Origin of the sequence: Paramicrobacterium fandaimingii (assembly GCF_011751745.2) — a bacterium.
In the GTDB taxonomy this organism is placed as follows: Bacteria; Actinomycetota; Actinomycetes; order Actinomycetales; family Microbacteriaceae; genus Paramicrobacterium; species Paramicrobacterium fandaimingii.
In genome coordinates this window covers 961828-974131 of sequence record NZ_CP061170.1, presented here as the reverse complement: position 1 = coordinate 974131, position 12304 = coordinate 961828, and the positions used below count along the sequence as shown (strand labels likewise).

13 protein-coding genes and 1 riboswitch are annotated in these 12304 nt (G+C 67.1%); of the genes, 7 read left to right on the top strand and 6 right to left on the bottom strand.

What is annotated here, in order from left to right; all coding sequences use genetic code 11:
- Position 1: 1 nt before the first annotated feature.
- The 4 genes from HCR84_RS04725 to HCR84_RS04710 form a co-directional block, all read right to left on the bottom strand.
- Positions 2 to 883 carry a bifunctional methylenetetrahydrofolate dehydrogenase/methenyltetrahydrofolate cyclohydrolase gene (locus HCR84_RS04725; RefSeq protein WP_166984029.1) on the bottom strand — a complete coding sequence of 294 codons (882 nt, stop codon included), beginning with the start codon at positions 881 to 883 and terminating at the stop codon, positions 2 to 4.
- 11 nt (positions 884 to 894) lie between these two features.
- Positions 895 to 2166, bottom strand: a complete 1272-nt coding sequence (gene glyA, locus HCR84_RS04720; protein ID WP_166984030.1) for a serine hydroxymethyltransferase — start codon at positions 2164 to 2166, stop codon at positions 895 to 897.
- A gap of 35 nt (positions 2167 to 2201) precedes the next feature.
- A riboswitch (ZMP/ZTP riboswitch) is annotated at positions 2202 to 2375 on the bottom strand.
- Between the two features lie 47 nt (positions 2376 to 2422).
- Complete coding sequence (locus HCR84_RS04715; protein WP_218043615.1) at positions 2423 to 3409, bottom strand: DUF2332 domain-containing protein; 987 nt, start codon at positions 3407 to 3409, stop codon at positions 2423 to 2425.
- Between the two features lies 1 nt (position 3410).
- On the bottom strand, positions 3411 to 4058 hold the full coding sequence (locus HCR84_RS04710; protein ID WP_166984031.1) for a pentapeptide repeat-containing protein: 648 nt from the start codon (positions 4056 to 4058) through the stop codon (positions 3411 to 3413).
- Between the two features lie 60 nt (positions 4059 to 4118).
- Between HCR84_RS04710 and HCR84_RS04705 the strand changes: the two genes are divergently transcribed.
- The 7 genes from HCR84_RS04705 (at position 4119) to nagA (ending at position 11382) form a co-directional block, all read left to right on the top strand.
- Complete coding sequence (locus HCR84_RS04705; protein WP_166984032.1) at positions 4119 to 5576, top strand: beta-N-acetylhexosaminidase; 1458 nt, start codon at positions 4119 to 4121, stop codon at positions 5574 to 5576.
- 273 nt (positions 5577 to 5849) lie between these two features.
- A complete protein-coding gene (locus HCR84_RS04700; RefSeq protein ID WP_166984033.1) occupies positions 5850 to 6740 on the top strand; it encodes an SIS domain-containing protein in 891 nt (296 codons plus the stop codon).
- Positions 6737 to 7672 (top strand): ROK family protein, encoded by a 936-nt coding sequence (locus HCR84_RS04695; protein ID WP_166984034.1) that lies wholly within the window; start codon positions 6737 to 6739, stop codon positions 7670 to 7672. The genes HCR84_RS04700 and HCR84_RS04695 overlap by 4 nt, the downstream gene beginning before the upstream one ends.
- Positions 7669 to 8589, top strand: coding sequence for a 1-phosphofructokinase family hexose kinase (locus HCR84_RS04690; protein WP_166984035.1), 921 nt, complete (start codon positions 7669 to 7671; stop codon positions 8587 to 8589). The genes HCR84_RS04695 and HCR84_RS04690 overlap by 4 nt, the downstream gene beginning before the upstream one ends.
- The gene (locus HCR84_RS04685; RefSeq protein ID WP_166984036.1) at positions 8586 to 9437 is read left to right on the top strand and encodes a class II fructose-bisphosphate aldolase; all 852 of its coding nucleotides are present in this window, start codon (positions 8586 to 8588) and stop codon (positions 9435 to 9437) included. Before HCR84_RS04690 ends, HCR84_RS04685 begins: the two co-directional genes overlap by 4 nt.
- Entirely contained in the window at positions 9434 to 10222 is a 789-nt protein-coding gene (locus HCR84_RS04680; protein WP_166984037.1) for a DeoR/GlpR family DNA-binding transcription regulator, read from the top strand. Before HCR84_RS04685 ends, HCR84_RS04680 begins: the two co-directional genes overlap by 4 nt.
- Positions 10219 to 11382: an N-acetylglucosamine-6-phosphate deacetylase gene (gene nagA, locus HCR84_RS04675; protein ID WP_166984038.1), complete on the top strand. Its 1164-nt coding sequence runs from the start codon at positions 10219 to 10221 to the stop codon at positions 11380 to 11382. The genes HCR84_RS04680 and nagA overlap by 4 nt, the downstream gene beginning before the upstream one ends.
- 291 nt (positions 11383 to 11673) lie before the next feature.
- On the opposite strand, the gene mnhG is transcribed toward nagA, so the two are convergent.
- Together mnhG and HCR84_RS04665 are read right to left on the bottom strand one after the other, a co-directional pair.
- A complete protein-coding gene (gene mnhG / locus HCR84_RS04670; RefSeq protein ID WP_166984039.1) occupies positions 11674 to 12042 on the bottom strand; it encodes a monovalent cation/H(+) antiporter subunit G in 369 nt (122 codons plus the stop codon).
- Positions 12039 to 12302 (bottom strand): MrpF/PhaF family protein, encoded by a 264-nt coding sequence (locus HCR84_RS04665; RefSeq protein ID WP_166984162.1) that lies wholly within the window; start codon positions 12300 to 12302, stop codon positions 12039 to 12041. The genes mnhG and HCR84_RS04665 overlap by 4 nt, the downstream gene beginning before the upstream one ends.
- Positions 12303 to 12304 lie beyond the last annotated feature (2 nt).

The following is a 12304-nucleotide window of genomic DNA, read 5'->3' as shown; positions in this document are numbered from 1 at the left end:
GTCAGCCGGCGACGCGCTCCGCCGCCTCGACCACGTTTGTCATGAGCAGAGCGACGGTCATCGGGCCGACGCCGCCCGGGTTCGGCGACACGTAACCCGCCACGTCGGCGACTCCGGGCTCGACGTCACCGAAGACCTTCGGCTTGCCGCCGTCCGGGCTCTCTTCGCGGGTGACACCCACGTCGAGCACCGCGGCACCGGGTTTGACGTCTTCGGGGCGAATCAGGTGCTTCACGCCAGCAGCCGCGACGATCACGTCGGCCTGGCGCAGATACTTCGGCATGTCGACGGTGCCCGTGTGGGTCAGCGTCACCGTTGCATTGAGCTCGCGACGCGTCAGCAGCAGCCCGATCGTGCGGCCGATCGTCACTCCGCGCCCGACGACGACAACGTGCTTGCCTTTCAGATCGAAGTCGTTGCGCAGCAGCAGCTCGATCACGCCGCGCGGTGTGCACGGCAGCGGTGTGTCGATCGGGCCGTTCACGTTGAGCACCAGCCGGCCGAGGTTTGTGGGGTGCAACCCGTCAGCATCCTTTGCCGGGTCGATTCGTTCGAGGATGCTGTCAGTGTCGATGTGCTTCGGCAATGGCAGCTGCACGATGTAGCCGTGGCACTCGGGGTCGGCGTTGAGCTCGTCGACAAGTGCTTCAACCTGCTCTTGCGTGGCATCGGCCGGCAGCTCGCGCTGCATCGAGTTCATGCCGATCGCCGTCGACTGCCTGTGCTTCATGCCCACGTACAGCTGTGATGCCGGATCGGCGCCGACGAGCACCGTCGCGATGCCGGGTGTGATGCCCGTGGCTGCAAGCGCGGCGACGCGTTCGGCGAGCTCAGCTTTGATGTCGGCGGCTGCGGCCCGCCCGTCCAAGATCTGTGCGGTCATCTGTGCTGGCCTTACTGCTGCAGTCCGGGGTACAGGGGGAACGCCTCGGTCAGCGTCGAGACGCGTCCGCGCAACCCCGCGAGGTCGGCATCCGGTCGCATAGTCAGCGCAATGATGTCGGCGACCTCGGCGAACTCGGCATCGCCGAACCCGCGCGTTGCGAGTGCCGGGGTGCCGATGCGCATGCCGCTCGTGACCATGGGCGGGCGAGGATCGAAGGGCACCGAGTTCTTGTTCACGGTGATTCCGACCTCGTGCAGGCGGTTCTCGGCATCCTGCCCAGACAGCTCGCTCTCACGCAGGTCGGCGAGCACGAGGTGCACGTCGGTTCCTCCGGTGAGCACGTTGACGCCGGCTGCGCGCGACTCGTCTGAGGTGAGTGCTTCGGCAAGCAGCTTCGCGCCCGAGATCGTGCGCTCCTGGCGATCACGGAAATCATCGGATGCTGCCAGCAGAAACGCCGTCGCCTTTGCGGCGATCACGTGCATGAGCGGCCCGCCCTGCTGCCCGGGGAAGACGTTCGAGTTGAGCTTCTTCGCCAGCGCGGTGTCGCGCGAGACGATGAAGCCCGAGCGCGGCCCGCCGATTGTCTTGTGCACGGTCGACGAGACGACGTCGGCGTAGGGAACGGGCGAGGGGTGCAGCCCCGCGGCGACGAGCCCGGCGAAGTGGGCCATGTCGACCCAGAGCGTCGCGCCGACCTCGTCTGCGATTGCACGGAACGCGGCGAAGTCAAGCTGGCGTGGATAGGCGGACCACCCGGCGATGATTACCGTCGGCTTATGCTCGAGCGCCTTGTCGCGCACGACGTTCATGTCGACGAGGCAGGTCTCGGGGTCGACGCCATACGAGACTGCATTGTAGAGCTTGCCCGAGAAGTTGAGCTTCATGCCGTGCGTCAGGTGGCCGCCGTGAGCAAGCTCGAGGCCGAGGATCGTGTCGCCCGGCGTGGCGATCGCCGAAAGCACTGCGGCGTTCGCGCTTGCTCCCGAGTGCGGCTGAACGTTTGCGTATTCGGCGCCGAAGAGCGTCTTCGCACGCTCGATGGCGAGCGACTCTGCGACGTCGACGTACTCGCAACCGCCGTAGTACCGGCGGCCGGGGTAGCCCTCGGCGTACTTGTTGGTGAGCACCGAACCCTGCGACTGCAGCACCGAGACGGGAACGAAGTTCTCGCTCGCGATCATCTCGAGGTAGTCGCGCTGGCGGCCCAGCTCTTGATTGAGCACGGCGGCGATCTCGGGATCGACCTCCGACAGTGGCGCGTTGAACGTATCGGTCATGCTGGCTCCTTCGTGACAGACGGATGGGTGTTACCCGTATCGGCCCAGGCGTGCGGCCGAATCCGACTCAATGCCGAGAAATCCCGGTGCGGAATTTCTCCGCTGAGGATCGCACGTCGCTCCCCGATGGTGCCCCATCTGAGTCGGGTCATCCGCAAGCTGCGAGCTCATCGGAATCGTCCGTCAATACGCCAGTCGCGACGGGTACAGCATAACAGCGGATGCGCTCGAGAAATGCTCGCGCGCGGGCATTCCGTCACAGCCAGTGAAGTCGTTGCCCGTGTGCCGTCGCAAAGGCCTGCGCCTGACCGTCAAGAGCGAGCACGAACCGGTTCTCGTCATGCTGCGTGCTCTCGGGAATTGTCGCGTCGATCTGAGGAAAGACACCGCGCCCCTCAAACGAGATCCACCGCGCAGCAAGGCGCGCCATCTGCCCATAGAAGCGGTCGCGGCCGGCCATGTCGAGGTACGCGAGCACGGCTGTGTGCTGCACGACAGCGGTCACGCCGTCGGGTACGGCGTCGACGAGAGCGTCGATTTGCTCGTTGAGGTCGCCGCACACAATCGTCGGCGGCTCAGCGCGGGCGATCGCCGCCGCGGCATCCAGTCGCTCGTCTCTTTCGGTCTGCCCCGGCCAGATGAGCGCGTGCAACCAGCGCATGTCGTCGTCCGCTGCGACGTCGAGCGGGTTCAGATCGACGCCGGAGCGCGACACAATCTCGGGCAGCGCGCTCGGAATCGGCACGCCGCCCGCTGTCGTGCACCGTGTGACAACCGTCGACGGCCCGCTGGCCGGGTCGATGCGCACGGAGCCGTCGTACTCGTGGCTGTAGCGATCGGGGTACAGGCAGAGGCCAGCGGATGCTCCCACCTCGATGAGAGCGATCGGCCCCTCGATCTGCGCGAGAAGCGGCAGAATCGCTGCCGTGCGCCCCGGCTCGTTCGTCTGCGTCGAGCGGGCGAGAACCTCGTGGCGCACGTCGTCCCACGTCTCGCGCAGCCACTCGAGAAACTGCTCGGGCGGCACCTCGGGAACCCCGAGATAGCGTGTCGCAGCGAGCACGAGGTTCGGCTGCTGCTTGTTCGGGGGAAGCGTCGCGATCTGCGCGCAGATGTCGTTGTCGGCGGCGATGGCCCGGCACCACGTGTCGTAGCGCTCGGAGTTTCCGTACGCCTCGCGGTGCGCAAAGTCGGCAAAACGGGCGGACACGTCCATGCGGTTGTCGACGTCGAGGGGGCGCATGTCACACCACCTCGATTCCCAGCTGCGCCGCAAGTACGGGCGCAAGCTGCAGAAGCTGGCCCTCGTCGATGACCGCGCCTGAAAGCCCCTCGATGCCGACGATGCGCGCGAGATCGAGCCCACGCAAGTCGACGTCTGTGAGGGTGGCGCTGGGCACCTCGAGTGTGCCGATGCGGCATCCGTGAAAGCTCATTCGTTTTGCCCTCGCCGCACCGAGGTCGAGCTCGTCAATCTGGCAGTCCTCGAACACGATGTCGGCGAGCGCGCTGCCGCGAAGGTTGATGTAGCCGAGCTTGCATCCGGTGAAGCGCACGCCGTTCCAGCGGCTGTCGTACCCCTCAAGCGATCCGATGCGCGAGTGGCTCACATCAACGTCACGCACCGTTGACGACGGCGCAGAGACCGTGGCGCCGTCTGCCGAGATGATCGTGCTTTCGGTGACTCGAACGCCGCGGCATACCAGCCCGCCGAGCGCGAGATCGGTGAACGCGCACTCCGAGAACGTGAGGTCGGCGAGATCACGGTCGGCAAGCGATGCGCCGGTGAAACTCTCGCCGTCGCGAAGATCGCCAGCACGAAGATCATGCAGATCTGACTCGCGCAGATCATGCAGAGACGGAGGCTGAAAGCGAGGTGCAGAAACGGTCACTCGGTCACACTATCTCGGTAGACTCGCGGCGAACATCCCCACCGTCTCTGGAGAACATCCGTGTCGTCATTTGTGCTTCTGCCCGAGCCCCGTTCCGTCAGTGAGACCGACGGCGCCTTCACGATCACGACGGGCACGCGCATCGTCACCGATCGCCCCGAGCTGGGCGACTATCTCGCGAGCGTGCTGCGCCCGGCAACCGGCTTCGAACTCGCCGTGTCGACGGGCGCAGCAGCCGAGGGCGACATCGTTCTCGAGATCAATCCGGCCATCGAGGGGGTCGAGGTCGGCAACGCGGCCGAGGCGTACCGCATCACCGTTGACCGCCGCACGATCGTCATCGACGCGCCCGCCGACGCCGGCATCTTCGCCGGAATCCAGACGCTTCGGCAGCTCCTGCCCGCCCAGATCGACGCGCCCGCGCACGCCGCCGGGGAGGTGGCGGCCGTCACGATCGTCGACGCACCGCGCTTCGCCTACCGCGGCGTCATGCTCGACATCTCTCGCCACTTCTTCGGCGTAGACACGATCATGCGAGTGGTCGACCAGATCGCCGCGTTCAAGTTCAACCACCTGCACCTGCACCTCAGCGATGACCAGGGCTGGCGCATTGAGGTTCCCGGCTGGCCCGAGCTCACACGCGCCGGGGCCGCAACGCAGGTGGGCGGCGGCGAGGGCGGGTTTCTCACAACGACCGACTACGAGCAGATCGTGCACTATGCGGCATCCCGATTCATCACCGTCATCCCCGAGATCGACCTGCCTGGCCACACAAACGCCGCTCTCGTCGCCTACCCCGAGCTGGCGCCGGCCGGTGTGACGCCCGAGCCGTATCACGGCATCGACGTTGGCTTCTCAACGCTCGACACCGATTCGGAGCGCGTCTTCGGGTTCATCGACGATGTCGTCGGCCACCTGGCGTCCGTCACGCCTGGACCGTATCTGCACATCGGCGGCGATGAGTCGCACTCGACGCAGCCGGAGGACTATCGCCGGTTTATTGCGCGAGCGACGCGCATCGCGGCCGCCCACGGCAAACTGCCCATCGGCTGGCACGAGATCGGCTCGAGCGATGACCTTGCCGAGGGCACGATCGGCCAATACTGGGGCTCTATCGCCCCCGAGGCCGGCGCCGCCGAGCAGGCGCGCTCGATCGTTCGCCAGGGCGGGCAGCTGATTCTCTCCCCCGCCAATGCCGTGTATCTCGACATCATGCCCGAGCCGAACTTCAGAATCGGCCAGGAGTGGACGGGAAGCCCGACACCGCTCGGAGGCGTCGCCACGTGGAACCCCGCCACGCTCATCTCCGGCGTCGACGAGAGCGTGATTTTGGGGATCGAGGCTGCGCTCTGGACCGAGACTGTCGAAACGTCAGCCGATATCGACACGCTGCTCTTTCCGCGCCTGCTCGCCGTTGCCGATCTGGCGTGGGCGGATGCTGTCAACGACGTCGAGTCGCGGGTGCAAGACCTTCTGCCGCGCCTCGCTGCTGCGGGCATCGCGTACGGCCCGGCGTAGCGCCGGTCGCGCGAGACCGTGTTGACACCCGTGGACGTTTACACCTGCGGACATTGTGCAGACGTGTGCGGGTGCACGTTATCCGCAGGGATGCACATCGAGCGGCCACGCCGACGACACCGCGGCGGGAACCGCCAGGGGCGGGGCTCACACACGACAGGCGTACGCTGGCGAAACAGCGCAGTCGGATGGTTCCCGTCAGCCGAAAGTGATCGATGCTGATTGAAGTAACTGTGCAATAATCATCTTCACGCACAATCGAGAGGATGCGATATGTCTGACGCCGGCGCCTTCATGGCCCAAGAACTTGCCAGCCAGCCCGAAATGTGGTCGCGCGCGATCACACAGACGGACGACGAGCGAAAGCTGCCAGCAGCAGGACAGCGCGTTGCCGTCGTCGGCTGCGGAACATCGTGGTTCATGGCGCAGTCTTACGCGTCGCTGCGGGAAACCGCGGGACTCGGCATCACCGACGCCTACGCCGCGAGCGAGGCATTCGTCGACCGCGATTACGACGCGATCATCGCTCTGACGCGCTCGGGAACGACGACGGAGGTTCTCGAGCTTCTGGAGCACGTGGGCAACCGAGCGCGCACGATCGCAATCATCGGCGACACCGACACTCCCATCGTCGACATGGTGAACGACGTCATCGCCTTCCCCTACGCCGACGAGAAGTCGGTCGTGCAGACGCGCTTCGCCACGACCGCGCTCACCTTCCTTCGCCACTCGACGGGCGCCGACGTCTCAGCGCAGATCGCCGACACCGAGAAGATCGTCACCGAAGAGCTTGCCCCAGAGCTCATCGACGCCGAGCAGTTCTCGTTTCTCGGCCGCGGATGGACGACGGGGCTCGCCCACGAGGCAGCGCTGAAAATGCGCGAGGCCTCGCAGTCGTGGACCGAGTCGTACTCGGCAATGGAGTACCGCCACGGACCCATCTCGATCGCCGCCCCCGGTCGCGTGAGCTGGATGTTCGGTGACGCGCCATCGGGCCTCGCCGACAGCGTCGCCGCCGCCGGTGCTCACTTCGAGAACGCAGATCTCGACCCCGTCGCCGACCTCGTGCGCGCACAGCGCGTTGCCCTGCAGCGGGCGCTGGGCGCCGGGCTCGACCCCGACTCCCCGCGAAACCTCACGCGCTCGGTAGTTCTCGACGCATGACGTCGCTGCTCGGCCCCGGGGCCCCCGCGCTCGCATTCGACGTGGGAGGCACAGATCTCAAGTCCGCCCTCGTCACGGCGGACGGCGAGCTCGTCGGAGTGCGGCGCACGCCGACGCCCGTGCTCGCCGAGCACACAGAGAGGGCGGTGCTCGAGACGATCACCCAGCTGGGCGCGGAGCTGCGTGAGCAGCATCCGACTGTCGTTCCCGAAGCGGTCGGCCTCATCGCCCCCGGCGTCGTCGACGACGAACGCGGAGTCGGCCTGTTCGCCGAGAACCTCAACTGGCGCGACGTGCCGTTCAGAGAACTCACCGAGCAGGCATTCGGTCTTCCCTCCTCGTTCACGCACGACGTTCGCGCCGCGGGCGAAGCCGAGTACCGCCTCGGGCCCGCCTCCAAATACCGCAACGCGCTCGTCGTCACCATCGGAACGGGAATTGCTGCCGCCATCTTCATCGACGGCAAGCCCTACGGGGGCGAAGGCTACGCAGGCGAGCTCGGCCACTCGGTGATTGCGCCGGGCGGCGAGCCGTGCGCGTGCGGGGGTCGAGGCTGCCTCGAGGCGATCGCGTCGGCCGCGGCGATCACCCGCCGATACAACAGGCTCACCTCCGCTCCCGTTCCCGGAGCGCGCGAGGTTCTCGAGCGCGCACGTGCGGGCGATGCGGATGCCGAGGCAATCTGGATCACGGCGCTCGACGCGCTGGGGCTCGGCCTGTCGCACGCGACGGCGCTGCTCGCCCCCGAGGTGATCGTGCTCGGAGGAGGGCTTGCGCAGGCCGGCGATGCGCTGTTCGACCCCGTGCGCGAACGGCTCTACTCGCACCTCACGTTCCACCGCCGGCCCGAGCTGATGCACGCAAGCATCGGGCAGAACGCCGGCCTCGTCGGAGCCGCACTGCGCGCCAGGGCAGTTCTGGAGGCACAATGATCATCACCGTCACGCCCAACCCCGCGCTCGATTCGACGATCACGCTCGATCGACTGACGCCCGGGGCGACCCACCGCGTCGCCCCCGCCGAGCTTCGTGCGGGCGGCAAGGGCGTAAACGTTGCGCGTGTGCTGTGCGAGCAGAATGAGGATGCCGTCGCCATCGCTCCGGTGAGCGCGACGGAGGCCGCGTTCAGTGCCGACCTGCACGACGTGCCGCACTCGCTTGTCGGCACGCCGTGGCCGCTGCGCCGCTCAACGGCGATCGTCGAGACGGCAAGCGGCGTGACGACAATCCTGAATGAGTCGGGCAATCCGCAGCCGCTCACCGTATGGACGGAGCTGCACGACGTCGTCACGTCGCGGCTTCCCCGCGCACGATGCCTCGTGGTCTCGGGAAGCTGCCCTCCCGAGACTCCCGAGTCGCTGACCGCAGAACTCATCGCCGAAGCACGCAATGCCGGTGTCGCGACGATCGCCGATGCGACGGGTGCGCAGCTCATCGGTGCGGCGCGTGCGGGCGCACAGCTGCTGAAGCCCAATCGCGACGAACTGCGCGACACGACGGGCGAGACCGACCCCGTCGCAGGTGCTCGAGCCCTGCAGAGCCTCGGAGCCGGAACCATCGTCGTCTCACTCGGTGAAGAGGGCATGCTCGCGGTGCCACGCGGCGACGCGCCCCTTCGCCACGCGCGCCTCGACCGCGTTCTGCGGGGCAATCCGACGGGAGCGGGAGACGCCGCCGTGGCCTCTCTTGCCGCGCACGTCGCCGCTGGTGAGTTCGACGTCGACACGCTTCTGCGACGCGCCGTCGCCTGGTCGGCTGCGGCCGTGCTCATGCCGCTTGCTGGCAGCATCCATCACTCTCATTCCGATCTTGCCCGTGACGTGACGATCAGCACCCTGGAGACATCATGACCCTCACCTGGACGCGCAGCATCATCGACGACGCCGTGCATTCGCGCACCGGCGTTGCCGCCTTCAACGTGATCCACCTCGAGACGGCCGAGGGGCTCGTCGCCGCAGCCGAACGTTCGACGTTGCCCGTCATTCTGCAGATCTCGCAGAACTGCGTCGCGTATCACGGCGCACTTGCTCCGATCGCGCGCGCGTGCCTGGCTCTCGCCGAGCAGTCGAGCGCGAGCGTCGCGTTGCACCTCGACCACGCCGAGAGCGAAGAGCTCACGCGCGAGGCCGTCGATCTGGGATTCGGCTCGGTGATGTACGACGGCGCCACGCTGCCCTATGGCGAGAACGTCGCGGCAACCGCGCGCACCGTGCAATACGCGCATGCCGCTGGAGTATTTGTGGAGGCCGAACTCGGCGAGGTCGGCGGAAAAGACGGCGCGCACGCCCCGGGCGTTCGCACAGACCCGGGCGAGGCACTGAGCTTCGTCACCGAGACCGGCGTCGACGCCCTCGCTGTCGCCGTCGGCTCCTCGCACGCGATGACCGAGCGGGTCGCCGCTCTCGACCTCGACCTCATCACCCGACTGCACGCAGCCCTCGACGTGCCCCTCGTTCTGCACGGGTCGTCTGGGGTCGCCGACGACGTGCTCACGCTCGCCGTGCGCGCTGGAATGACGAAGATCAACGTATCGACGCACCTCAATGGCGTGTTCACGGGGGCGGTGCGCGCGTTTCTCACCGCCAATCCCTCGGTCGTCGACTCGCGCAAGTACCTCGCACCGGCTCGCGACGCGTTGTCGGCTGAGGCGGAGCGACTGCAGCGGCTCTTCGCGTTCACCCCGGAGACGACCTCGTGAATCGCTCCGACCGCCTCATGGCCGTGCTCGACCTGCTTGCCGAGAATGGCCAGATCGAGGTTGACGACGTCGTTGAGGCCCTCGAGGTCTCCCCCGCAACGGTGCGCCGCGATCTCGACACGCTCGCCGAGCAGAACCTGCTCACGCGCACGCGCGGCGGCGCGGTCGGCCACTCGGTCTCGTACGATCTTCCTCTTCGGTACAAGCGCGGGCAGCGCGCCGATGAGAAGGCGGCGATCGCGCGCGTCGCAAGCGAGCTCGTGACGCCCGGCTCCGTCGTCGGGCTGTGCGGCGGAACAACGTCGACCGCGGTCGCGAGCGAGCTTGCCGCACGCGGCGATCTGCACGATCCTCAGGGCGACGCCGGCCTCACCGTCGTCACCAATGCCATAAACATCGCCTCTCAGCTTGCGCTCCGCCCGCACATCAAGGTCGTCGTCTCGGGCGGCGTCGTCCACGCGCGCTCCTACGAGCTCACCGGCCCCTACGCCGATGAGATGCTCAGCAAGCTCAGCATCGACATGGCGTTCATCGGCGTCAACGGCATCGACGTCGAGCAGGGCGCGACGGTGCACGACGAAGGCGAGGCCCGCGTCAACCAGCTGATGGCCGAGCGTGCGAAACACGCGGTCATCGTGGCAGACTCGCAGAAGATCGGCCGTCGTGCATTTGCGTCGGTCGCGCCGCTTGACGCTTTCGACATGCTCATCACCGATGCCGGAGCAGACAGCGACACCATCGCCGCCTTCACAGAACGCGGAATCGACGTGAGGATCGCCGAATGACCGTCATCATTCACTCAGCCCGCCTGGTCACAGACGGCACGATCACCGCTGACGCTTGGGTGCAGATGACGGATGCTGTCGTGACAGCGACCGGAACCGGTGATTCCTGGCGCGACAGCGATGCCGCTCACAGCGCTCAGCTCGTCAACGCCGCAGGCGACTGGCTGACGCCGGGCTTCATCGACATCCATGGGCACGGCGGAGGCGCCGCAGCCTACGACGACGGCGTCGACGCGATCGCAACGGCGGTTGCGGTGCACCGGGCGCACGGGACGACGCGGTCTGTGCTGTCTCTCGTGACAGCATCCGTCGCCGATCTTGCACAGCGGGCACGCATGATCGCGGAGCTGACGGCATCCGACCCGCTCATTCTGGGCTCCCACCTCGAAGGCCCGTTTCTCGACGTCGCGCGAAAGGGGGCGCACACGGCAGAGCTGCTGATCGCCCCGACCCCCGCCGACATCGACACGCTGATCGCGGCCGCCGACGGGACGCTGCGGCAGATCACTCTCGCGCCAGAGCTCGACGGAGGGCTCGACGCCGTACGCGCGTTCGTCGATGCCGGAGTGCGCGTCGCGGTCGGGCACACATCTGCGAACGACGACGAAACCCGCGCCGCGTTCGACGCGGGGGCAACGCTGCTCACGCACGCGTTCAACGCGATGAACGGCATACACCACCGCGCGCCTGGCCCCGTTATCGCTGCGCTCGGCCGCGACGACGTCACCCTCGAGGTGATCAACGACGGCACGCACGTGCACCCCGATGTCGTGCGGATGCTGTGTGGCGAAGCCCCGGGGCGGGTCGCACTGATCACCGACGCAATGGCTGCGGCCGGCGCCGCCGACGGCGCGTACACGCTGGGCGGGCTCGATGTCACGGTGCGCGATGGCGTCGCCCGGCTCGACGACGGCAGTGCAACGGGCGGCTCGATCGCTGGGTCGACGCTGCTGCTCGACGAGGCGCTGCGTCGCGCAGTCACCGATGTGCGGCTGCCGATGGAGCAGGCGGTGGATGCCGTCACGGGCGCACCTGCGCGTGCGCTCGGCCTCGAGAATACGCTCGGCAGTCTGCGCCCTGGGTTCTCGGCAGATGCCGTGCTGCTCGGCGCCGAGCTCGATGTGCGCGGGGTGTGGGCCGCGGGGGCGCGGCTGCGCTGACAGCATCCTGGGTCTTCGGCGTTCCTAGCGTGCTGCGCTTCTCCTCGCCAGTCCTGTCCCCGACAGCCTCGCGCGCCGGTCGCGTTCACGCATTCGGAGTCTTGGACGTTGCGACGGTGTGTCGCGACGCAACACGCAGCCCGCGAGTGAAGATCTCCGAATACGTGAACACGCGCGTTCATAATTCGGAGATCCGGCCGACGGCATGAGCACCAACCCCGGAATCACGCGGGTCGCTGCCGACCGAACTCGCACATCTCCGACGCAGGTGCACACAGTCAACGTGAAGCGCTACTCTTCGGTCTCTTGGCTGCGCTCCGCCTGCTCGATACGCGTCGCGAGGTCGTCGCGGATCAGCGATTCGGTGTGCACGCTGCCCGCACGGTAGCCCGCTCTGCCGACCATGTGCGCAGAGATCGGCGCGGTGATCCCCTGAAAGAAGATGATCGCGATCGCGAGAGTGATCGTCACGACGGCGGGCGTGTTGAGGGCGATGTCGGCCATCATCACGATGAGACCGAGAATCTGCGGCTTGGTCGCGGCGTGCAGCCTCGACAGCACGTCGGGCATGCGCAGCAGACCAACGCCCGCCGCGAGGCACATCACCGCGGCGATGAGCACGAGAACGATCGTGATCCAATCGCGAACATCACCGGTCATGTGTCATCCCTCCGCCCCATAAATCTCGCGACGCTCACCGAGCCGACGAAGGCGAATGCCGCGAGCACCAGCAGAAGCGGAAGAGACGTCGTGTGGTGGTTGATCGCCATCTCGGCACCGAGGCCGCACATCACGGTGACGAGCAGCACGTCACTCGCGACGACGCGGTCGAGCAGCGTCGGGCCCGTGATCAGCCGGTAGAGCGCTGCCAGCGCGCCGAGCGTGAACAGCACGACGGCGATGCCGATGAGAACATTCATGA